This is a genomic window from Fundidesulfovibrio putealis DSM 16056 (assembly GCF_000429325.1).
In the GTDB taxonomy this organism is placed as follows: Bacteria; Desulfobacterota; Desulfovibrionia; order Desulfovibrionales; family Desulfovibrionaceae; genus Fundidesulfovibrio; species Fundidesulfovibrio putealis.
Map to the genome: position 1 here is coordinate 93,326 of NZ_AUBQ01000013.1, position 21,018 is coordinate 114,343.

Annotated in this window: 20 protein-coding genes; 9 read left to right on the forward strand and 11 right to left on the reverse strand. The window is 64.1% G+C overall.

Going from position 1 to position 21,018, the window contains the following annotated elements; translation table 11 throughout:
• Positions 1-165 precede the first annotated feature (165 nt).
• From G453_RS0110510 to fliS, 8 genes are all read left to right on the forward strand, one after another.
• Positions 166-1,173, forward strand: coding sequence for a FecCD family ABC transporter permease (locus G453_RS0110510; RefSeq protein ID WP_027191037.1), 1,008 nt, complete (start codon positions 166-168; stop codon positions 1,171-1,173).
• Complete coding sequence (locus tag G453_RS23435; protein WP_051272299.1) at positions 1,166-1,918, forward strand: ABC transporter ATP-binding protein; 753 nt, start codon at positions 1,166-1,168, stop codon at positions 1,916-1,918. The genes G453_RS0110510 and G453_RS23435 overlap by 8 nt, the downstream gene beginning before the upstream one ends.
• On the forward strand, positions 1,918-2,781 hold the full coding sequence (locus tag G453_RS23440) for an ABC transporter substrate-binding protein (protein WP_051272302.1): 864 nt from the start codon (positions 1,918-1,920) through the stop codon (positions 2,779-2,781). The genes G453_RS23435 and G453_RS23440 overlap by 1 nt, the downstream gene beginning before the upstream one ends.
• Entirely contained in the window at positions 2,781-3,482 is a 702-nt protein-coding gene (gene cobI, locus G453_RS0110525) for a precorrin-2 C(20)-methyltransferase (RefSeq protein WP_027191038.1), read from the forward strand. Before G453_RS23440 ends, cobI begins: the two co-directional genes overlap by 1 nt.
• A 214-nt stretch (positions 3,483-3,696) precedes the next feature.
• On the forward strand, positions 3,697-4,587 hold the full coding sequence (locus G453_RS0110530) for a flagellin N-terminal helical domain-containing protein (protein ID WP_027191039.1): 891 nt from the start codon (positions 3,697-3,699) through the stop codon (positions 4,585-4,587).
• Between the two features lie 276 nt (positions 4,588-4,863).
• Positions 4,864-5,751 carry a flagellin N-terminal helical domain-containing protein gene (locus G453_RS0110535; protein WP_027191040.1) on the forward strand — a complete coding sequence of 296 codons (888 nt, stop codon included), beginning with the start codon at positions 4,864-4,866 and terminating at the stop codon, positions 5,749-5,751.
• 138 nt (positions 5,752-5,889) lie between these two features.
• A complete protein-coding gene (fliD, locus tag G453_RS0110540; RefSeq protein WP_027191041.1) occupies positions 5,890-7,572 on the forward strand; it encodes a flagellar filament capping protein FliD in 1,683 nt (560 codons plus the stop codon).
• 16 nt (positions 7,573-7,588) lie between these two features.
• Positions 7,589-8,101 (forward strand): flagellar export chaperone FliS, encoded by a 513-nt coding sequence (gene fliS, locus G453_RS23445; protein ID WP_084502237.1) that lies wholly within the window; start codon positions 7,589-7,591, stop codon positions 8,099-8,101.
• A 119-nt stretch (positions 8,102-8,220) separates the two neighbouring features.
• Here the strand turns inward: fliS and G453_RS0110550 are convergent, their stop codons facing one another.
• The 6 genes from G453_RS0110550 to G453_RS0110575 all read right to left on the reverse strand — a co-directional run bounded on the left by G453_RS0110550 (position 8,221) and on the right by G453_RS0110575 (position 14,029).
• Positions 8,221-8,409: a hypothetical protein gene (locus G453_RS0110550; protein WP_027191042.1), complete on the reverse strand. Its 189-nt coding sequence runs from the start codon at positions 8,407-8,409 to the stop codon at positions 8,221-8,223.
• A 253-nt stretch (positions 8,410-8,662) separates the two neighbouring features.
• A complete protein-coding gene (locus G453_RS0110555) occupies positions 8,663-9,154 on the reverse strand; it encodes a chemotaxis protein CheW (protein WP_027191043.1) in 492 nt (163 codons plus the stop codon).
• 15 nt (positions 9,155-9,169) lie between these two features.
• Complete coding sequence (locus G453_RS0110560; RefSeq protein WP_027191044.1) at positions 9,170-11,218, reverse strand: HAMP domain-containing methyl-accepting chemotaxis protein; 2,049 nt, start codon at positions 11,216-11,218, stop codon at positions 9,170-9,172.
• 14 nt (positions 11,219-11,232) lie between these two features.
• The gene (locus tag G453_RS23450) at positions 11,233-11,853 is read right to left on the reverse strand and encodes a TetR/AcrR family transcriptional regulator (RefSeq protein ID WP_051272305.1); all 621 of its coding nucleotides are present in this window, start codon (positions 11,851-11,853) and stop codon (positions 11,233-11,235) included.
• A gap of 339 nt (positions 11,854-12,192) precedes the next feature.
• On the reverse strand, positions 12,193-13,260 hold the full coding sequence (locus G453_RS26265) for a tetraacyldisaccharide 4'-kinase (RefSeq protein WP_051272307.1): 1,068 nt from the start codon (positions 13,258-13,260) through the stop codon (positions 12,193-12,195).
• 61 nt (positions 13,261-13,321) lie between these two features.
• Complete coding sequence (locus G453_RS0110575) at positions 13,322-14,029, reverse strand: Bax inhibitor-1/YccA family protein (protein ID WP_027191045.1); 708 nt, start codon at positions 14,027-14,029, stop codon at positions 13,322-13,324.
• A 659-nt stretch (positions 14,030-14,688) separates the two neighbouring features.
• Between G453_RS0110575 and G453_RS0110580 the strand changes: the two genes are divergently transcribed.
• Positions 14,689-15,273 carry a hypothetical protein gene (locus G453_RS0110580; RefSeq protein WP_027191046.1) on the forward strand — a complete coding sequence of 195 codons (585 nt, stop codon included), beginning with the start codon at positions 14,689-14,691 and terminating at the stop codon, positions 15,271-15,273.
• 89 nt (positions 15,274-15,362) lie between these two features.
• On the opposite strand, the gene G453_RS0110585 is transcribed toward G453_RS0110580, so the two are convergent.
• From G453_RS0110585 to G453_RS0110605, 5 genes are all read right to left on the reverse strand, one after another.
• Positions 15,363-15,911, reverse strand: a complete 549-nt coding sequence (locus tag G453_RS0110585; RefSeq protein WP_027191047.1) for a nitrogen regulation protein NR(II) — start codon at positions 15,909-15,911, stop codon at positions 15,363-15,365.
• Positions 15,912-15,997: 86 nt separating this feature from the next.
• Positions 15,998-16,684: a Crp/Fnr family transcriptional regulator gene (locus tag G453_RS0110590; protein WP_027191048.1), complete on the reverse strand. Its 687-nt coding sequence runs from the start codon at positions 16,682-16,684 to the stop codon at positions 15,998-16,000.
• Between the two features lie 186 nt (positions 16,685-16,870).
• Positions 16,871-17,200, reverse strand: coding sequence for a 4Fe-4S binding protein (locus G453_RS0110595; protein WP_027191049.1), 330 nt, complete (start codon positions 17,198-17,200; stop codon positions 16,871-16,873).
• 336 nt (positions 17,201-17,536) lie between these two features.
• The gene (locus G453_RS0110600) at positions 17,537-19,294 is read right to left on the reverse strand and encodes an adenylyl-sulfate reductase subunit alpha (RefSeq protein ID WP_027191050.1); all 1,758 of its coding nucleotides are present in this window, start codon (positions 19,292-19,294) and stop codon (positions 17,537-17,539) included.
• A 61-nt stretch (positions 19,295-19,355) separates the two neighbouring features.
• Positions 19,356-20,912, reverse strand: coding sequence for an SLC13 family permease (locus G453_RS0110605; RefSeq protein WP_027191051.1), 1,557 nt, complete (start codon positions 20,910-20,912; stop codon positions 19,356-19,358).
• Between the last annotated feature and the right edge of the window lie 106 nt (positions 20,913-21,018).

Sequence of the window (21,018 nt, forward strand, 5' to 3'; positions counted from 1 at the left end):
GGACTGCGCCCTTTTCCGCCCTTCCCGCTGCCGGACAGTTTTGGCAGCCGTGGCCATCCGCGACAGTCGCGGCGGGTGGGTCGGTGGGAGGGCGTTCTGGGAAACCGCCCTCCTGGACGGCGCGTCCTGCTGCGCGCCGGACGTCCGTCCAGCCGGGAGCGCGGCGTGAGAAAACCCCTCCCCGTCATGCTGGCCGCCCTGGCGGCCATGATCCTGGTGGCCGCCGGGAGCGGAACCGTGTCCGTGCCCGCGCTGGATACGTTGCGCATCCTGGCGGCGCGCCTTCTGGGCCGGCCCGATTGGCTGGCCCAGGTGCCGGACGTGGCCCAGGCCCTGGTCTGGGACGTGCGCCTGCCGCGCGTCATGACCGCCCTGGCCGTGGGCGGCGCTCTGGCGCTTTCCGGGGCGGTCTTCCAGGGCGTGTTGCGAAACCCCCTGGCCGATTCCTACACCTTGGGGGTTTCGGCGGGCGGGGCGCTTGGCGCGTGTTTGTGCCTGCTTGTCGGGTTCACGGGCCTTGGAGTCTTGTCCGTTCCAGTATGGGCGCTGGCCGGGTCGCTTTCGGCCCTGGCCGTGGTGCTTTTGATGTCTCGCGCCGGTGGCGGGTTCGACGCGCTCACGCTGATCCTGGCTGGCGTCATGGTGGCGGCCACGCTGCAGGCGGCCATCGGGTTCGTGAAGTTCCTGGCCGGGGAGAACGTGGCCGGGCTGGTGTTCTGGCTCATGGGAGGCCTCTCGGCCAAGACCTGGGCCGAGGCGGCCATCGCCTGGACGGGCCTTGGCCTGGGGCTCCCCGTGGCGCTTTTTCTGGCCCGCGACCTGGACGCGTTGTGCCTGGGCGACGAGCAGGCCCAGGCCCTGGGCGTGAACGTATCCGCCGCGCGCCTGGCGCTTCTGGGCGCGGCCGCGCTCATGACCGCCTGCTGCGTGGCGGTGTCGGGCATCGTGGGCTTCGTGGGGCTCATCGTGCCGCACATCATGCGCCTGGCCTGCGGCCCGGCGCACGGGCGGCTCCTGCCCCTGTCCGCGCTCGGGGGCATGCTGCTGCTCCTGGCGGCGGACACGGCCTCGCGCACCCTGCCCGCCCACGAGGTGCCGGTGGGGGTGCTCACGGCAATGCTCGGCGGACCATATTTCTGCCTGCTGTTCGTGCGGGGGCGCGGCCGTGTTTGAGGCGCGCGCGCTCACCGTTCGCCGGGGGAACGCCTTGGCCCTGGACGCAGTGGACCTGACCCTCTCGCCCGGCCAGATGCTGGCCGTGGTCGGCCCCAACGGCGCGGGCAAGACCACCCTGCTGCGCTGCCTTGCCGGAGTGCTCGCGCCCGCGTCCGGGCAGGCGCTGCTGGAGGGGCGCGCGCTCACCGCGTGGCCCAGGCGTGAGCTGGCCCGCACCGTGGCTTACAGCCCGCAGGAGTCCGAGGAGCGCTTCGGGTTCAGCGTGGCCGAAGCGGTGCTCATGGGCCGCCATCCCTGGCTGTCGCGCTTCGGAAGCGCCGCGCCCATGGACCGGGACGCCGCCCAAAACGCCATGGCCGCGCTTGATCTTTTGCATCTTGCCGAACGCCCGGTGACGGAGCTCTCCGGGGGCGAAAAACGCCGGGTGTCCCTGGCCCGCACCCTGGCCCAGGACGGGCGCGCCTTTTTATTGGACGAACCTGCGGCGGGCCTGGACATATGCCACGCCCTGGCCGCCATGCGCGTGTTCGCGGACAAGGCCGCGCAGGGGGCCGCCGTGGCCGTGGTGCTGCACGACCTCAACCTGGCCGCCATGTTCTGCCCGCTCATGCTCATGCTTGATTCCGGGCGCATTGCGGCATATGGCCCCACGCCCCGGGTGCTCACCGCGCAGAACGTGGCGCGGGTGTTCGGGGTGCGCTCTGAAATAACGGGAAGCCATGTGCGCTTCCTGGAGGGATGATGTTTCACGCACGGGCTTTTGCCCTGCTCGCCTTCCTGCTGCTGGCCGCCACAGCGCACGCAGAGCCCGCCAAGCGGGTGGTCAGCCTGTACGTGGCCCACGCCGAGAATCTGGCGGCCATGGGCGCGGCTGACGCGCTGGTGGGCGTCAGCGACCCCATGGGGGACATCCCCGTGGTCACGGCCCGCGACGGGGCCGAGGCCATCGCGGCGCTCAGGCCCGATCTGGTGCTGGCCCGGCCCATGCACCGCTCCACGCGTCCTGGGCTTCTGGAACAGCTGGAGCGCCTGGGCATCGCCGTGGCCTGCCTGCAACCCACGTCCCCCGGCGAATTGGAACCCTACTGGCTGGAGCTTGGCCGCCTGACCGGGCGCGAAGCCCAGGCCAAAGCCATGGCCGACGCCTTCGCGCGCGAGGTGGCAGTGCTGCGGGCCAGGACGGAGGCCATCCCAGCCGGGCAGCGCAAGCGGGTGTTCTTCGAATCCATCCACCGCCAGATGAAGACCATAAGCCCGGACTCCATGGCGGCCTACGTGCTGGCAAACGCGGGCGCGGTCAACCTCGCTGGCGACGCCCAGCCCGTGTCCGGTACCAACATCGCCCACTTCGGCCTGGAGCGCGTGGTGGCGCTGGGGGACACCCTGGACGCCTACCTGGCCCAGTCCGGCCCCATGAATCCGGTGAGCGTGGAGGAGATCCGCGCCACGCCCGGCCTGTCCGGACTTGCCGCCGTACGCGAGGGCCGGGTGTTCCTGGTGGACGAGGCCCAGGCGAGCAGGCCCACGCCGCGCCTTCTGGAAGGCATGCGGGCCGTTTTTTCAATCCTGTATCCCGACAACCAAGCAAAGGAGGGCGGACAGTAATGCGCCCAGCCGTTTTGTACGCGGTGGGCGTCGGCCCCGGCGACCCCGACCTGATCACCCTGAAGGCCGTGAAAGCTTTGAACAGCGCCGCCGTGGTCTTCGCCGCCGCATCCACCAGGAACGATTACTCCCTGGCCTTGTCCATCGCCACGCCCCACATGCGCCCGGACACTCCGGTGGAACACCTGGGGTTTCCCATGACAAAGGACGCCGCCGTGCTGGAGGCCGCCTGGCAGGCCAACGCCCAGGCCGTGCTGAAGGCCCTGGACCAGGGCCGCGACGCCGCCTTCATCACCCTGGGCGATCCCATGACCTACTCCACCTTCCTGTACCTGTGGCGCACCATGCGCGCCATGAAGCCGGACGTCCGGGTGGAGATCATCCCCGGGGTCAGCTCGGTCCAGGCCTCGGCGGCGGCTGCCGGGATCGGCCTGGTGGAATCGGGCGAAAACCTGGCGATCCTCTCCGGCGTGGACGATACCCCGCGCCTTCGCAAGGCGCTGGAGGCGTGCGACAGCGCCGTGATCCTCAAGGCCTACCGCAGCTACCCCAGGCTCCTGGAATTGCTGCGTTCCATGGGGCTTGCCGAAAAATCCGTGCTGGTCAGCCGATGCGGCCTGGACGGCCAGGCCATACAGCATGGGCTCACTGATTGCGACGGACACCCCCCGTATTTCTCGCTGATACTCGTAAAAAAATAATCATCCCAAAATAATCAACAGCCACGGCAGGTTGCCTCGTTCGCGAGGCAACCTGCCGTGGCTGTCCGCGTTTCGGAGCACGCGTGCCCTAAAGTTTTGGCCAGCGCAAACGATAAGCACTCCAGAAAGGCTGTAGTAGCGCAAGTCGCCCGTCCGGGGGGAGGGGAGAGACAGCGCCGGCAAGGATGCCACCGTTATTCAAGGAGGAATCGCAATGTCACTGGTTATCAACCACAACTTGATGGCCCAGAACGCGGCTCGGAACCTGTCCGACTCGTACACCAACCTGGCCGTGTCCACCCGGCGTCTGTCCTCGGGCCTTCGCGTCGGCACCGCCGGCGACGACGCCGCAGGCCTGGCCGTCCGCGAACTCATGCGCGCGGACATCGCCTCCCTCAACCAGGGAGTGCGCAACGCCAACGACGCCATCTCCATGATCCAGACCGCAGACGGAGCCCTGGGCGTCATCGACGAAAAGCTCATCCGCATGAAGGAACTGGCCACCCAGGCGTCAACGGGCACCTACACCTCGGACCAGCGCCTGATCATCGACTCCGAGTACCAGGCCATGGCCTCGGAGATCACCCGAATCGCCAAGGCCACGGACTTCAACGGCATCTACCTGCTGAACGGGAACCTGTCCGGGGCGAGCCACAACGGCGCGGGCCTGACCTCCACCGGCAGGATGAAGGTGCACTTCGGCGCGGGCAACCTCTCCGCCGAGGACTACTACTACGTCCAGATCAACAGCGCCACGGCCTCGGCCCTGGGCGTCGGCCTGGGCGCGGTGGCCGGCTCGAACGGCCGTTCCATCTCCACCCAGCAGCTGGCGCAGCAGGCCCTGGAATCCCTGAACAAGGCCATCGTGTCCAAGGACAAGATCCGCGCGAACCTGGGCGCGTTGCAGAACCGCCTGCAGAACACCGTGTCGAACCTGCAGATCCAGGCCGAGAACCTCCAGGCCGCCGAGTCGCAGATCTCCGACGTGGACGTGGCCGAAGAGATGACCTCCTTCGTGCGCTCGCAAATTCTGACCCAGTCCGCCGTGGCCATGCTCTCGCAGGCCAACAGCCTGCCCAGGATGGCCATGCAGCTCCTCGGGTAAGAGCTTCGAAAACCTCCCGCGCGGGGGAAAGAGAGACTCCCTCGCGCGCGGATCCTCCGTGTGGCCGGGTCGCGAAAGCGGCCCGGCCTTTTTGCGTGCGGCTCCCCGAGGGCCGCACGAAGAAATCCGGAAACACCCCTAAAGGAAATACAGGGGCGGGCGATAAGAGGGGCACAGGCAACGCGCCACGGCCGGGTCAGGGACCCAGCCGGATGGGAAGGGATCCCGGCGCGAGTGCCAGGCAAGGATGCCAATCATATTCACGGAGGAAGAACCATGTCTCTCGTAATCAACCACAACTTGATGGCCCAGAACGCGGCTCGCAACCTGAGCGAATCGTATTCCAGCCTTGGCGTGTCCACCCGTCGTCTGTCTTCCGGCCTTCGCGTCGGCACCGCAGCTGACGACGCCGCCGGCCTGGCTGTCCGCGAACTCATGCGTGCGGACATCTCCTCACTCAACCAGGGCGTGCGCAACGCCAACGATGCCATCTCCATGATCCAGACTGCGGACGGAGCGCTGGGCGTTATCGACGAAAAGCTCATCCGCATGAAGGAACTGGCCACGCAGGCGTCAACGGGTACCTACACCTCTGACCAGCGTCTGATCATCGACTCCGAGTATCAGGCCATGGCCTCGGAAATCACCCGAATCGCGTCCGCCACAGACTTCAACGGCATCTACCTGCTGAACGGCAACCTGTCCGGCGCCAACCACAGCGGCGCGGGGCTGAACTCCACCGGCAAGATGAAGGTGCACTTCGGTACCGGCAACCTGTCCGCCGAGGACTACTACTACGTCCAGATCAACACCTCGACCGCTTCGGCTCTGGGTGTCGGTATCGGGGCCACCACCACCTCCGGCCGGTCCATCTCCACCCAGCAGCTGGCTCAGCAGTCGCTGGAGGCGATCAACAACGCCATCGTGTCCAAGGACAAGATCCGCGCAAACCTGGGCGCCCTGCAGAACAGGCTGTCCAACACCGTGCAGAACCTGCAGATCCAGGCCGAGAACCTCCAGGCCGCCGAGTCGCAGATCTCCGACGTGGACGTGGCCGAAGAGATGACCTCCTTCGTGCGCTCGCAGATCCTGACCCAGTCCGCAGTCGCCATGCTCTCGCAGGCCAACAGCCTGCCCAGGATGGCCATGCAGCTCCTCGGCTAATAACCGAGCCAGCGGCAAACAGCACCGAAAACCGACCGGGCCGCACACGCGGTCCGGTCGTTTTCGGTTACGGCGCGATGATTGCTTTCTTCCGGTCACGGCGGGATGCCCCGGCAAAATATTCCTAGGGGAAAGGCCATGGCGATCGGAGATGTTACAGCAGGCAGCATAGCAGGACAGGTCCACTTCTCGGGTTTGGGAAGCGGCACGGACTTCGACACGCTCATCACCAAGCTCGTTCAGGTCGAACAAAGCCGGGTCACAACGTATCAGAAGTGGAAGCAGTCCTGGCTGGACAAAAACACGGCCTTCAAGGACCTGAACTCCAAGATGCTCTCCCTGCGCACCACGCTCCAGGGCATGGACACCATCGGCGAGTTCCTGAAGAAGACCGCCGCCTCCAACAACACCTCCACGCTCACGGCCACGGCAGGCGGCGACGCCGAGGTCGGCACCCACACCTTCTCCGTGCTGCAGCTGGCCAAGAACAAGATGATGGTCACCAGCTCCGGCTATGCGACCCTCACCCAGGACATCAACAGCCTGGCCACCGACGCCAAGTTTACCTACACCTACAAGGGCGTCACGGTTTCCAACGCCATCCCGGCCACGGCAAACCTGAACGACCTGGTGAACATCATCAACACCAACGGCACCAACAACGGCGTGCGCGCGTCCACCATCTTCGACGGCAGCAATTACTATCTGCAGTTGCGCGGGCTGGACACAGGGTCCAACGCGAGCCTCGTGGTGAGCCCCACGACCACCTTGCCGGGCTTCCTGAACGGCAATTTCCGCACCACCCAGGCCAACCAGGACGCCAAGCTGAAAATCGACGGCTGGCCGCTCTCCAACGCCTACATTTCACGCGCCACCAACACAGTGTCCGACGTGATCCCCGGCCTGACCATGACCATCAAGTCTTCCGGAGCCGGCACCATAAGCATCGCCACTGACGCGGACGCCGTGGTGGCCAACGTGAAGACCTTCATCAGCCAGGTCAACGAGGTGCGCCAGAAAATCCGCGACCTCACCAAGTACGACAGCACCACCAAGGAAGCGTCCATCCTGACCGGCAACTACGGCCTGCAGATGCTCGACTCCATCATGAAGAACATCACGGCCGCGCCCGGCATCGGGTTCGACCGAGACCGAGACACCTACGTGTCGCTCTCGCCGGTGGGTCTTAGCACGGACGCAATGGAAGGCTCGCCCACCCAGGGGCTCATCCTGCTGGACGAGACCACGCTGCGAAACGTCCTGGCCTCCAACGCCTACGCCGTAGGCAAAATTTTCGCCGCCAACTACATGGGCGACACCACCAGCGCCAACACCAGCTTCACGTCCTACATCAGCGGCATCACCAAGCCTGGAACCTACTCCGTGTCCTACACGGTGGCTGGCGGCAAAATCACCGGGGCCACCATCGGCGGGCACCCGGCCATCTTCTATTCCAACTCGTCCACCATCACTGGCGCGGCCGGTTACGACGAGGCCGGTATGGTGATACGCGTCAACAACCTCACCAACGGCACGTATACCAGCGCGGTGAACCTGCGCCTTGGCAAGAGCCCCGAACTGGTGAGCGAACTGACCGACCTGACCAACGCGGATTCGGGTCCCCTGAACATCCTCCAGAAGAACTACGTCACCATCTCCGACAACATTCAGAAAAAGATAGATTACGAGACCAAACGGATCTCCACCATGGAGACCCATTTGCGGGCTCGTTTCTCCAAGCTGGACACGGTGCTCGGCAAATACAGCCAGATCCAGTCACAGCTTGGTTCGCAGATAGCCCAGCTCACCAGCAGCAGTTAGGCAGGAGTAAGTCGTCATGCAGAAAGCGGCACACGCATACCTTCAGACCCAGGTTACGACAACGACCCAGGGGGATCTGCTCATTCTCCTCTTCGACGGCGCGCTCAAGTTCCTGAAACAGGCCAAGGAACGCATGGCCGCCAAGGACTACGCGCAGAAGGGAATCCTCATATCCAAGGCCCTGGACGTGCTAGGCGAGCTGCAAAGCAGCCTGAACGCCCAGAAAGGCGGAGAGATCGCGGAGAACCTGCGCAAGCTCTATCTGCTGTGCTCAACCAAGCTCCTCATGGCCAACATGCACATGAACCAGGACCTCGTGGACGAGGTGGTGAACATTCTCAGCGGAATCCGAGACGCCTTCGCGCAGATCAACACCCCGCAGTTTGCGCCCCCCCCGCCCACCGTGGCCCAGGCCAGCCGGGCCGGATCGCAGCAGGCCCCCACCGGGGCCATGGGGGCGCCATCCGCCGGAGCGCCCGTCCACAAGGCGTTCGCAGCCTACTCCCTCGCGCGCAAGGATGCCGGATAGCGCAGACGCGCCGTACGCACTGTTCGCGCAGCAGCAAAGAAGAGCGCCCGCCGAAGAATCGGCGGGCGCTTTATTTGCTTTTGGCGTTTCGGGGAACAATCCGCCCGGACGCTTGAGGACTACACCCTGCGGGCGGCGATGAGCCCTTTGAAGACTTCCATGATGAGCACGTCCGTCCTGTTGGGAGCATGGGTGAACGCGTCAATTTCTGCCAGGCGCTTCGCGCCATTAGCCAGCATATATTCCAGGATCATCTGGTTCACGCGTATTCCGTCGGTGATCTGCGCGGGCGCGCTGTAATCTTCCATGTCCGTCTCTCCGTGCATCCTGGGAGGCCGACCCCGAACTGAAATCCGGCCGGTTCTCGTCTTCATCCCTATCGGCAGCCTCGAGGCCCGACTTTAGGGCGAGCCCGGAAAAAAGAAAAGAGCGCCCTGAATCACTCGGGACGCCGCATCCATGACGTGGCCTCCTGCAGGCCTGCGCACGCCAACCGCAACAGGTGGGGGCCTGCTTCGAAAATGGGCGGGGGCCGCGCTGGCCCCCGCCCTGGTTGCCGTGTCAGGCCGCGCTCTGGGAGTCCTCCGCCACCGCTTCGACCACGCTCAGCTCGTCCTCGGTGAACACGCGGTCGATATCCAGCAGGATGATGAAGTCGTCGCCCTGCTTGCCGATCCCCTGGATGAAGTCCGCGCGGATGGAGGTCCCCATCCTGGGCGCGGGCTCGATGTCCTTGGGCTCGATGTCCATGACTTCCTTGACCGAGTCGGCCAGGGCTCCGAGCACGGTTTCCTCGCCGCCCAGGCTCACTTCCACGATGATGATGCAGGTGTTCACCGTGCGCTGGGTTTCGGGCATGCCGAACTTCAGGCGCACGTCCACCACGGGCACGGCGCGTCCGCGCAGGTTTATGACCCCCCGGATGGCCTCCGGGGTGCGCGGCACCTTGGTTATGGTGGTGTATTCCAGAACCTCGCGGACCGAGGCGATGTCCAGGGCGAACACCTCATCGCCCAGCGTGAAGGTCAGGTATTGGTTTGTGCTTTCGCTCACGGACGTCTCCCGGGGCTAGAATTTCTCGAAATCGTCTTCATGATCCCCAGCACCCATGTCAAGGGCAATTCCCTTGCCGGTCTTCACGGCCTTCTTGGGAGCAGGCCTGGCCTTGGAATGAGCAGACGCAAAGGAGGGTCCCTGGGGCAGTGCCTTGGGAGCCGACCGCCGCGATCCGCCGTGCGAGCCCTTGAGCCTGAAGAAGCTCACGGTGGAGAGCAGCTGCTCGGCCTGGCTGGAGAGCTCCTCCGAGGTGGATGCCATCTCCTCCGAGGCGGAGGCGTTCTGCTGGATGACCTGGTCGAGCTGCTGGATGGCCTTGTTGATCTGGTCGGCTCCGGCGTTCTGCTCGCGCGAGGCGGCTGCTATCTCCTGCACCAGTTCGGCGGTCTTCTTGATGTCTGGCACGATGGCGGTGAGCATGTTGCCCGCCTGCTCGGCCACGGCCACCGACTCGGAGGACAAGGACGAGATTTCCGCCGCCGCATGTCCGGAGCGCTCGGCCAGCTTTCGCACCTCGGCGGCGACCACCGCGAAGCCCTTGCCGTGCTCGCCCGCGCGGGCGGCCTCGATGGCCGCGTTCAGGGCCAGCAGGTTGGTCTGGCGCGCGATCTCCTCGATGATGGAGATCTTCTCCGCGATCTGCTTCATGGCTCCCACGGTCTGGGAAACGGCGCGCCCGCCCTCTTCGGCGTCCTTGGCGGCCTTCAGGGCCATGGATTCGGTCTGCACGGAGTTGTCGGCGTTCTGCTGGATGTTGGAGGCCATCTCTTCCATGGAGGACGAGACTTCCTCCACGCTGGCGGCCTGCTCGCTCGCGCCCTGGGAAAGCGACTCCGAGGTGGCAGAGAGCTGCTGAGAGCCGGAAGCCACGTTGTTGGCCCCTTCCACCACCTCTCCCATAACCTCGTTCAGGCGGCGCGTCATTTCGCGAAGGGCCTCGGCCAGCACGCCGATCTCGTCCTTCTGGTCCACGTCCAGGTCCAGGGTCATGTCGCCCTCGCTCATCTTCTGCGCGAAGGTGACGCCCTTGATAACCGGGCCCGTGATGCCCTTGGTGATGAAGATGGCCACGATCACGCCGATGATGAGCGCCGCGGCAAGCCCGATGCCCATTATAGTGGATGCGGATGAAAGGCTGTGGGAAGCTTCTGCGGTGACCTGTTCGGTCAGCTTCACGCCATAGGTAGACGTTTCCTGGGCATATTTCAGCACTTCATCTGCCACCGCGTTGCGGACCTTGGTTGCTTCATCCGTGGCCTGGCTGTTTTTGACAAAGCCCAGCATGGCTTCTTTGTAAGCGTCCCCGGCCCTGCGGATTTCATTGAGCTGGCGGATGTTCACATCCAGGCGCGTGTTGGCCCGTATGCCCTGCTCCTTGGCCACGATGGTCTCGAAGTGCTTCAAGCCGTCCTGGATGATCTTGATGTCGCGCTGCGCCTGCCCCTTGAGGTTGGCCAGACGTGCAGCGCTCGCCGCCTCGATGATGTCGTTGATTGCATCGATCTTGTCGGTGCGGTCCTTGACCTTGGCGGATTCGGCGTTGGGCTGCGCCAACAGCTCCGCCAGCACCTTCTGCTGGGACACAAGATAATCGCTGCAGTTCTTCATGAAGAGCTGGGCGGTCTCGTCCATGGTCTTGCGGTTGGCGTCCATTGCCCCTTCCAGAGCATGGGACTGATCCGCCAGCTTCTTGTACTCCGCCACTTTCACGGTTGCCTTGTCGGCATTCTCTTTCAGCTTGACCAGGCCGGGATACTTCTGGGTCAGCTCCCTGGCATCCTGCAGGGCCTTTTCCACGTCGGCCAGTTCCTTCTGGGTCTGCCTCCAGAACGATTCATCGCCCGTGTACACGAAGCCTCGCATGGCGAACATGGTCTGCAGCGCAGAGCGCTCGACCTCGGTGGCGATCGCCACTTCAGGGGCGATCTCCTGGGCCAGGCGCTCGGCCTGCTTGCCCACGCTCATCATGTTGATCATGGCCATGCCGCCCAGCAGCCCCGCGATGAGGATGAGAATACCAAAGCCAAGGCCGATCTTCACGCCGAGTTTCAAATTTTTCATCGCAACGCCCTTGGTTAGAGTGTTCCTGCACACGGAGGCCTGAACTGCTCACCACCGAGTGAACCCGTTAATCTGAATGTGATCATCTGTTTGAACTCCTGGGAAAGGTCCCGGAGTGGTGAGACTTGGCAATACTTATGACAGATCCCCTGTAACGTCGCCCATGTCAACATACGAAAAACGCCTGGGTCCACAGGGTTGAAGTTTCCGTCGGCGACGCCAGCCTGCACGCTGTTCTCCAACAGGCCAAGGTACTGGTTTTTCAGCACAAGCAAATCCGCATTGGGGAAACTCCCGAGATCAAGCCGGGTGAAGGGGTCGAATCTCGCCAGAAAAACGACGCTGTCGCGGTTCTGCTCCGCCAGGGAGAAGAACGCGTCGATGAAGGCGTGGACCGACTCCAGCGGAGAGTTCGTCTGGGACATCGCCTGCTGGGCGTCCCGATGCAGTTTCACGAATATCTCGCGCGAGACGATGAACAGCAGGTTGTCCTTGGACTTGAAGTGATAGATCACCGTGCCGGCTGAAACATTTGCCCGCTTGGCGATATCCAGCACGGTGATTCCCTCGGCTCCGCGCCGGGCGAAAAGGGCGGTGGCCGCGTCTATGATGGTCTCGACAGTTTGTTCCGCCATTTCTTTCCCCTGACTGAATGGTCATTCAAATAGCAAAGCCACATAATAATGGCAATGGTTCCGGTAAAAAATATCGGACAGCTCGATTTCCCGAACAAATACCACGGCATGCCGCCCGGCCCTACGGAAGCAGGCCCTCCCTGGCATCGGGATGAGGCCTTGTTGACCGCTCATTTGCTGGGCCGCGTCACCTGCGCCTGGGATTACGGTCCTTGCGGATTGCCCGCATCATCTCCCGCGCGGCCCTGCGGAGTGCGAAACGGCACGGAAATCCCGCATGCCTGCTGCGGGCACGGGTGCACTGGCTTGGAGCGGGAGACGAAGCGCGTACGTGAGGAGCTAGGATTGGGGCGCCATGCCTGCCCAGACTCCTTCCCACCAGGGGGTGAAGGCCTGGCCGGACAGCAGGCAGGGACCGAGCACCACGTCGGGGTCGTAGGTCCAGAGCGTCTTGCCCGGGACATCCCCGAGCCGCAGCGCCGCCTCGGGAGTCGCCAGGATGTGCGGCGCGCGCATGCGGGTGGAGTCCGCGGCTATCTGCGCCTGGTCGTGGCTGGTGAAGCGGTGCGAATCGGGGAAGATCACCCTCAGCCGGGGCGGCAGGCCCAGAAACGCCTGTGCGGCCTTGGCGGCCACGTCCTGGTTGGACTGGGCGGCCACCAGCAGGTACGGCTCGCCGCCGAGATCCGTGGCCGTACGCCCGTCGGCGGTGCGCAGCCGCCAGATTCGCGGGTGCACCGTGAACACGGGCTTTTCCAGGCTGGCCAGTCTGCGCTCGGCCAGCTTGGCGCGCAATGGCACCTCGTCCGGCCAGATGTGCAGCACAAACCCCGTTGCCCGCTTCAGCGCCCCCGCGCCCTCGCGCCAGGAACCCGCCGGGAAGGGGCGGTTCCATCCCCGGTCCAGGTCGTGGGCGGAAAGAAGCACGATGTCGGCCTTGCGCCGCACGGACAGAGTGGAAAAGAACCCATGCAGGATGATGAGGTCCGGGGAAACGGCCTTCCAGGCCGACTTGCCCGCGCGAACGGGATTGTCGTCGGCCAGAATCACCGCGTCGGGCCGGTAGCGGGCCAGGAGCGCGGCCTCGGCCCCGCACTCGGAGGCGTGGGTGGCGGCCATCACGGAGAGCGGCAGGTCCTGGGGCGAGGCCTCGCCAGGAGAGGTCAGCAGCGTGTGGGAAAGGCCCCTGGCCTTGGCCCAGCCCATGAGCCAGGCCGAGACCATCACCTTGCCCCTGGCCTGGGGGTCGATGCCGCCCACACCCACCACCGGGGAGGGGGGAGCCCAGGAGGGCAGGTATTTACGGGAGTACAGGCCCTCGCGCAGACGCATGACGAGAGCCGCGAAAGCGGCCGGGGGGGCCAGCACATGGCGAAGGCGCTGTTGCCAGAGAAGAAGATCCTGCATGCCGGAATCGCCGGGGAGCCCCCTGGGTTGCCCCTGGGGCCCCCCGGCGCGAGGGTGTTGTCTAGTCGCGGTTGCCACCGAAGATGCGCAGCATCATCAGGAACAGGTTGATGAAGTCCAGGTACAGGGTCAGCGCGCCCAGGATGGAGCCCCGGCGCAGGGCCGTGGCGTCGTTCATGGGGGCGTATTCGCCCATGTCCTTCAGGCGCTGGGTGTCATAGGCGGTCAGGCCCACGAAGACCAGCACGCCAACGTAGTTGAGGATCTTGGCCAGCATGGAGCTCTGCACGAAGATGTTGACCACCGAGGCCAGGATCATGCCGATGAGGCCCATGAACAGGAAGCTCCCCCAGGAGGTGAGGTCGCGCTTGGTGATGAGGCCGTAGACGCTCATGGCCAGGAACATGCCGGCGCTCACGGCGAAGGCCGAAGCGATGGTCACGCCCGCGTAAGCCACGAAGATGCCCGAGAGGGTCAATCCGTTCAGGGCGCTGTAGAGCATGAACATGCCCGTGGCCGCACCTGCGGAGAGGCGGTTGATTGCAGCGGAAAGGCCGATCACCAGGCCGAACTGCGCCACGACCAGCACGATAAGCACCAGCATGTTGCCGAAAATAAGGTTCATCATGGCCTGACTGGAGGCGGTGAACATGGCCACAACTGCGGTAAGCGCCAGACCGGCCGACATCCAGCCGTACACGCCGCGCATGAAGGCCGACAGGCCCTGCGCGCGCGTCATGGTCTGCTGGGCGTTCGATGCGTTATACATGTGAAATCTCCTGTACTGTCGAATGCGTGGGATATTTCAAAATAGACAGGATAGGCTTTCCTGGCAAGAGAATCCGGCGCAAAGACGCGAGCATGAACTAAAATTTCATTTTCGAAGCGCCGTAATCATGCCGACCCGTGCAGTTTGCGTCGCGCTTTTGACGTTTGCGAGCCTAGTCTGATTGCGCCGACCCCTCCCCCTCTTCGGCGCATACGCGCCACCAGGGCAACGCCGTGCCCAGACCTGGAATGAATTGCCCGGGCACGTTCACGCCCTTTGCGCGTGTCGCATCCGAGGCGCGCAAAAGAAAAAGCCCGCCGGATGGTTCCGGCGGACCCTCTTGTATACATAGTATTAGTAGTGGGTGTTGATCCGTCCGGGCGCGTTCGTCGGGCTTTGGGCCAGTCCGGCCGTGGTCCGGGATGTTGGGACGCAACCTGTATGTGTACAACCAGTTCGTATGGTGTTGGTTGGTCACCGCACCGGCTCACCTGCCGTTCAGCTTGCCTGAGACATTGCAGAACGCGTGCCAGCGCGAATCATTCCTACCTCGTCGCCGCCCGGCGGAGAGTCCCAAGAAAACAGGCACGGGTTTTCCCCGCCGATGCTATGCTCGTCCCAGGCGACCAGGCAGGCACACATCAACACGGCGGAGTCTCATGACCAAAATTGACGACATTCTGGAGCGGATCGGGCAGCTGGAAAAGGAACTCAAGGCAGAACTTTCCAGGGCGGGAGACGAGTTTCTGTACACCGTCCGAGACAGGAAGGTGTTCTTCAGCCAGGAGGCCCGCGAATACCACCGCAAGCTCGCCCAGAGATGGTCGGACTACGTCTACGATTCAGGACCGATGATCGTATTGACCATCCCGGTGATCTTGCTGGCCCTGATCCCCGCCGCGTTGATGGACGCCGCCATATGCCTGTATCAGCTGATATGCTTTCCGGTGTATGGCATCCCGCGCGTGAAACGCAGGGACTATGTGATCATGGACCGGCACAAGCTGCGCTACCTCAACTGGATCGAGAAGTTCAACTGCGCCTACTGCAGCTACTTCAACGGGCTGCTCGCCTTCGTCACCGAAGTGGCCGCACGCACGGAACAGTACTGGTGTCCGGTGCGCCACGCGCGCCCCCTGAAGGCGGTGCACAGCCGCTATCGTCACTTTTTCGACTACGGTGACGCGCAGGCCTACCGGAAGGGATTGGCGGAAATACGCAAGCGGTTCGGGGACGTGAAATAAAACGGCGGCGGCATGAGCGGCCTGGAAATCATGCGGGGAAGGCCCCTGGCGCCTCGCAGCGAGGGCATCCAATCGGACGTTGGTGCGGTTCAGGTCCGCGACCTGAGAATCTCACGGAGGCTGGCCGCCTGATCCTCGGCCCGGGCCAGCGCGGTCAGGTCGTGGTGCTGCACCACGACGGAATCGACGCTCCCGTCCGGTCCGAACACCGGAAACAGCAGGGTCTCCATGGTCAGATTCTCGTCGGGCGCGCCCTGGTGCGTTCTGGAGACGTTGAAGACATAACGCGGCATGCGCACCGTTTCACCAGCCAGGGCGGCTTCGAAGTATTTGGGGACGCCCAGCATGATAAGCTGTGGATCGTTGAAGATGGTCATGTCCGGCAGAGCCTGGACGCCTCCCATGGCGACCCCGGCGGCCTTGTTGAGGCGCAGGGGGCGCCCCTGGCGGTCGATCCAGACCTGGGGCACGGGACACTCGTCGAACACCGCCCGGAAGGCGTCGCGCTCCCTGGCGGTCTGGACCATCACCCGGCGAAGCGCCATGGACGCGGCCTCCGAGCAGGCCAGCTCCCGGCGCAGGCGGGCGATCTCCAGCAGGCATTCCTCGTGTGTGTTCGGCTGACCTTCACATTCCATGTAAGTGCGGATACTTTCTCTCATGACACCTTGATATGTCATTCGAATAAAAAATACAATTTTTTATAATTTTCACCGTAATCCTATCACGATTCGTCGCTGGACAGCGCCTCCATGATCGCGCCCGGATCCAGCAGGGTGATGCGTTGGCGCGACACTGCGATAAGCCCCCGAGCCTCGAACGACGAGAGCGTCTCGCTGACGGTCTGCTGGCAGGACCCCGTCATGGAGGCGATCTGCCCCTGGGTCAGGCGCACGGGAACTTCCGCCGGGCCGCCCCTGGCCTGGGCTATCTCGTCGTGCGAGAGGCACAGCAAGAGCTTCAGAAGCCTCGTCGGAACGCCGCAGGTCATCAGGTTTTCCAGCTGCCCGCTCAGGTACCGGATACGCCGCCCGAGCACCTCGATCACGCGGCGCGACAGCATGGGGTGGTCCAGCATCAGCGCAAGGAATTCATCACGCCCGATCTCCAGCAGCTTGCAGTCTGCCAGGGCCTGGGCCGAACACTTTCGGCGCTCGCCACCCACCACCTCGGCCAGGCCGAACATCTCGCCGGGTGAGCGGATGAAGAAGGTCGGCTCCTTGCCGTGCAGCGACACCCGGAAAATCTTTACCGAGCCTTCGTCCAGGTAGAAGGAGCGGGCGCAGACGTCGTTCTCGAAGAACACGATCTCGTTCTTCTTCACGCGCCTGAGCGTCGCAAGCCTCCGGAAAGCCTCGAACTCCTGGTCCAGGCCGTCGAAAAAGCCCCCCTTGATGAGGTGCCAGTCCACCGATGCTCCTTGTAAAACCATGGGACAAGCATAGTAGCCCCACGCCCGAGGTCAAGACTTTGCTGCGCCTTCAGACCATTCCGCAAAAAAGAGGGATTCCCGCGTAGGGAGCAGCAGGCCATCCGGCGGCCCGCACCTTTGGAGTTTGGGCCAGGGAGGACGCGCGCCCTCCCCGGCCCAGGCATATCAGTCCTTGATGTCCAGGCGGTTGCGGTACTTGTAGGTGACCGTGTTGCCGTGGATGTCCGTGCACTTCCAGGTGATGCTGTTCTTGCCCATGAGGGGCTTAAGCGTCGCCTTGTGATAGCCCAGCTGATAGGGCACGCGGGTTTCGATGGCGTTACGAGGGCACATCTTCACGCAGGACATGCAGTCCCAGCAGTCGCGGCTGGCGTGGCAGTGAGACTTGCCGTCCGCGCCCACGTACATCAGGTCGCCGGGACAGGCTTCCTCGCAGAATGATTCCTCGCGGCCTTCGCAGCCGTTGCATTTCTTGGGATCGACTATAGGCGGCATGGTGTCCTCCTTGATTTGATCTGTTACTCCGGGCGACTGGCTCCCGGCTGGGCCGGGCGTCAGGGCTGCCCCGCTCCGGCTCGGCTCCCGGCGGCGGGCTCGGACCGATTTGAAGACGATCCGTCGCCCGCCGCCGGAATCCGGCCAGCGCGCGGCACCCCCGACGCCCTCCAACAAGCTCCGATACTCTCTCTTCGATTCACCCTTTACGGTTGATCATGTCGAGATTCTGTCATTCGCCCCCTCCCCCCCACTGAGGGTCCAGGGGGATCATCCCCCTGGCGGGTCCAGGGCAGAGCCCTGGTCGGGTCTGGGGCGAAGCCCCAGCGTATGCCTTTACGGCTTGTACCTGTCGCCTTCCACGATCTGCTCGTAGGGGCGGGTGAAGGTCTCGATCTGGCCGGTTTCCAGATTGCGGCGGCTCTCCACGTGGCAGTCGAAGGCCGGGTCCACCTCGGGGTAGTCGGAGCGGGTCTGCCAGCCCTGCCAGCGGGTCTCCTTGCGGAACTTCAGGTGGTGGCAGAGCACTTCGGCCACGTCCAGGCGGTCGATCACCTCGTGCACGCTCATAAGGTCGTGCAGGTTGCCGGCCTTCAGGTACTTCACCTGGTCCTTGAGCATGTCGATGTGCTTGAGCGCGTAGTCCAGGCGTTCCTCGTTGGTGCGGTAGAACTGGCTGGTGCCGCCCGCGTATTCGTCCATGAGGCGCTGGAGGCGCTCTTCCATCTCCAGGGCGGTGACGCCGTCGAACTCCATGCCGCGCAAGAGCGGCTCATAGATGCGGGCCTTTTCGGCGGCCAGCTGTGCGGGGTCGGGTTCGGGCAGGACAAGGCCCTTGATGTATTCCACCGCGCCGCGCAGGGCCAGCTTGCCCTCGGCCGCGCAGCCGCCCACGAACTTGTTGGGGTTGCCGCCAGCGGTCTCGCCCGCCGCGAACAGGCCGGGGATTGTGGTCATGCGCGCCATGTCCACCCAGAAGCCGGACTGGGTGTGCCCGCCCACGATGTAGGGGTCGGAGCCGTAGATCTCGATGGGCTCCTTGACGGGGTCCTGTCCACGGCTGGCCAGGAAGAGCACGAAGCTGGGGCGCTCGTTCAGGTAGTCGGTCATCATCTGTTCGGCCAGCTTGGGCTCCATGCCGCGCGTGTCGCAGTAAGTGGGGCCGCGCCCGGCCAGCCACTCCTCCATGGGAGCGTTGGCGCGGATGTAGCGCGGAGCCTTGTCCGCGCCCAGATGGGCGTAGCGGGTCTGCATGATGCGCTCGCCCTTGGCGTTTATGATGGGAGCCTTGTAGCCGACCGAGATGGTGTCCACGGGGCCGCAGTAGTCCTTGGTGCGGGTGGCCACCCAGCGCTGCTCCATGGAGGTCATCTCCGCGCCCTGGCGGATGCCCACGGCGTAGCCGGTGCCCACGCAGTAGGGGCACATCCAGATCTGGTGATGGCAGTCCGTGGCGTCGGAGGTGTAGGACTTGTAGAGTCCGGCGGCTCCGCCCGTGGCGTTGATGACGGACTTGGCGCTGAACACGTAGAACTTGCCGTCGCGCACGCCGAAACCGAGCGCGCCCACACAGCGGCCGGCATCCATGAGCAGCTGGGTGCAGACCACGCGGTTGTAGACCACGGCCCCGGCCTCGATGGCCTTTTCAGCCATGATGGGCTTCAACTGCTCGCCGTGGATGGAGATGTCCCACGCGCCACGGTAGCGGATCTTGCCATTCTCGTCGCGCAGGATGGGCAGGCCCCAGCGCTCCAGGTCGTCAACGGACTCGTTCAACTCCTGGGCGTTGGAGAGCGCCAGGTCCTCGCGGATGGGACCGCCGCCCACCTGGGAGCGGCACCAGCGCACGAGGTCTTCCGGAGTCTTGCCTTCGGGGATGTAGGTGTTGATGGCGTCCATGCCGGCCGAACACGCGCCGGAGCGCATGATCTCGGCCTTCTCCATGATGACCACCTTGAGCGTGGGGTCGATCTTGGCGGCCTCGACAGCCGAGAAGCACCCGGCGTTGCCGCCGCCGATGATGAGCACGTCGCAGTCAACGCGTACGGTTTCGACCGCGTCCAGCGAGGGGGGATTGTTTGCCATGCGGGGCATTGAGGATTCCTCCTGTTTCTACTCTATGAAATCGAATTATTGAGCGTAATTATGCGCGAATTTAGTAGGGCCAGACTGCGCCGGGGTTCCACACGGGCATGCCCAGGAAGGCGTACCACGGGGCCATGACACACACAGTGTAGGCGATGGCGATGAGGATGCTCACCCATCCGGCCTTGGCGTAGTCCGCCGTGGAGAACGTGCCGGTGCCGTAGGCGATCACCGCCGCCGTGATCTGCGTGGGCAGCAGGTAGGCGAAGGTGTCCACGTTGCACACCAGCAGCGTGAAGGACACGGGGTGCAGGCCGACCTTGGGGGCCATGGCGAACACGATGGGCGCGAGCATGGCCACGGCGGCCACGTTGGACAGCATGCCGATGCGCAGCACCTGCGTGCCGAACATGAGCACCAGGAGCGTCTGCCACCAGTTCATGCCCAGGACCATGTGGTGGATGATCTCCGCCAGCCACCCGGCCAGGCCGGATTTGGTCATGGCGTCGGTCATGGTGATGGCTCCGCCCAGGAGCAGGAAGGTGCCCCAGATGGTGCGGTCCTGCACGGCCTTCCACTTGAAGGGGAACAGGCCCGGAATGAACAAGATCATGATGCCAACCAGGCCCACCACGCCGAGCTGGTAGGTGTGCAGCACCAGAGGGCTGCCCTTGCCGGTCATGAACAGGATGCCCACCAGGCCGAAAGCGGCCAGCATGGCCCATTCGGAGCGGCTCATGGGGCCGAGTTCCTTGTGCTGGCGGTGGATCTGCTCATGCCCGCCCGCGATGATCACGCCCCCGGTCTTGAAGTGGACGCGGATCCACCACTGGGTCAGCCCGAACATGCCCAGATACGGCAGCTGGAGCAGCATCCAGTTGAAATAGCCCAGATTCTGGAAACCGTTCTTCTCGAAGATCCCGGTCATGATCAGGTTGGGCATGTGCCCGGTGAGGATGAAGATGCCGCAGATCATGGAGCCGTAGACCATGGACTGGATGACGATGGCCTTCTTGGCCTCGCGCTCCTGGGGAGTGTCGCCCAGAAGGTTGGTGATGCCCTGGATGACGGGCATCAACGTGGCCGCGCGGGCGTTGGCCGCAGGAATCAGGAAGGCCAGGACGATGTTCACGCCGAACATGCCCCAGATGATGCGGCCCACGTTGTTGGCCCTGATCTTGTCCAGGATCGCCAGGGCGATGCGGCGGTCCATCTTGAGGAGCTGGATGATGGCGCCAGCGAAGAAGGCGAACAGGCACAGCCAGACCTCATGGGTGGTGAAGCCGGAGAACACTTGGCCCATGGGGGGGTTGTTGCCGTTCCAGGGCAGGCCCTTGGTGAGGATGAGCAGCGTGGGGATGGAGATGCCGGTGATGCCCACGGGCATGGCCTCGGACACCCACATGATGGACGCCCAGACCAGGATGGCCAGTACGGACATGCCTTCGGGCTTGAGGCCTTCGGGAACGGGCAGTACCTTATAGATAAGGAAAAATGCCGCCCAGGCCAGCGCATAGCCCAGCCAGGTCGTTTTGGGGCTCTGCCCGCACAGGGTCAGGTTCTCGGAAATGTAGGTTCCGAGACCGCCCTTGCATGAATTGACCGTTTCATCAGACGCGTTGGCCATGCGCCACCTCCTGAAGTAACCGCACGATGCGGCATGGGATGGTGGACGTCTAGCCCGGAGGAGGAAAGCGGACTATCGCGGGGGCGATAGATGGGGAAAAAGTGCT

Bases quoted from the DNA above. Each gene is read 5' to 3' on its own strand.
- G453_RS0110530 (WP_027191039.1), top strand. From the start codon at position 3,697: ATGTCACTGGTTATCAACCACAACTTGATGGCCCAGAACGCGGCTCGG.
- G453_RS0110605 (WP_027191051.1), bottom strand. From the start codon at position 20,912: ATGGCCAACGCGTCTGATGAAACGGTCAATTCATGCAAGGGCGGTCTC.
- G453_RS23450 (WP_051272305.1), bottom strand. From the start codon at position 11,853: ATGGCGGAACAAACTGTCGAGACCATCATAGACGCGGCCACCGCCCTT.
- G453_RS0110600 (WP_027191050.1), bottom strand. From the start codon at position 19,294: ATGCCCCGCATGGCAAACAATCCCCCCTCGCTGGACGCGGTCGAAACC.
- G453_RS0110595 (WP_027191049.1), bottom strand. From the start codon at position 17,200: ATGCCGCCTATAGTCGATCCCAAGAAATGCAACGGCTGCGAAGGCCGC.
- fliS (WP_084502237.1), top strand. From the start codon at position 7,589: ATGCAGAAAGCGGCACACGCATACCTTCAGACCCAGGTTACGACAACG.
- fliD (WP_027191041.1), top strand. From the start codon at position 5,890: ATGGCGATCGGAGATGTTACAGCAGGCAGCATAGCAGGACAGGTCCAC.
- G453_RS0110550 (WP_027191042.1), bottom strand. From the start codon at position 8,409: ATGGAAGATTACAGCGCGCCCGCGCAGATCACCGACGGAATACGCGTG.
- G453_RS23440 (WP_051272302.1), top strand. From the start codon at position 1,918: ATGTTTCACGCACGGGCTTTTGCCCTGCTCGCCTTCCTGCTGCTGGCC.
- cobI (WP_027191038.1), top strand. From the start codon at position 2,781: ATGCGCCCAGCCGTTTTGTACGCGGTGGGCGTCGGCCCCGGCGACCCC.
- G453_RS0110575 (WP_027191045.1), bottom strand. From the start codon at position 14,029: ATGTATAACGCATCGAACGCCCAGCAGACCATGACGCGCGCGCAGGGC.
- G453_RS0110580 (WP_027191046.1), top strand. From the start codon at position 14,689: ATGACCAAAATTGACGACATTCTGGAGCGGATCGGGCAGCTGGAAAAG.
- G453_RS26265 (WP_051272307.1), bottom strand. From the start codon at position 13,260: ATGCAGGATCTTCTTCTCTGGCAACAGCGCCTTCGCCATGTGCTGGCC.
- G453_RS0110535 (WP_027191040.1), top strand. From the start codon at position 4,864: ATGTCTCTCGTAATCAACCACAACTTGATGGCCCAGAACGCGGCTCGC.
- G453_RS0110560 (WP_027191044.1), bottom strand. From the start codon at position 11,218: ATGAAAAATTTGAAACTCGGCGTGAAGATCGGCCTTGGCTTTGGTATT.
- G453_RS0110585 (WP_027191047.1), bottom strand. From the start codon at position 15,911: ATGGAATGTGAAGGTCAGCCGAACACACACGAGGAATGCCTGCTGGAG.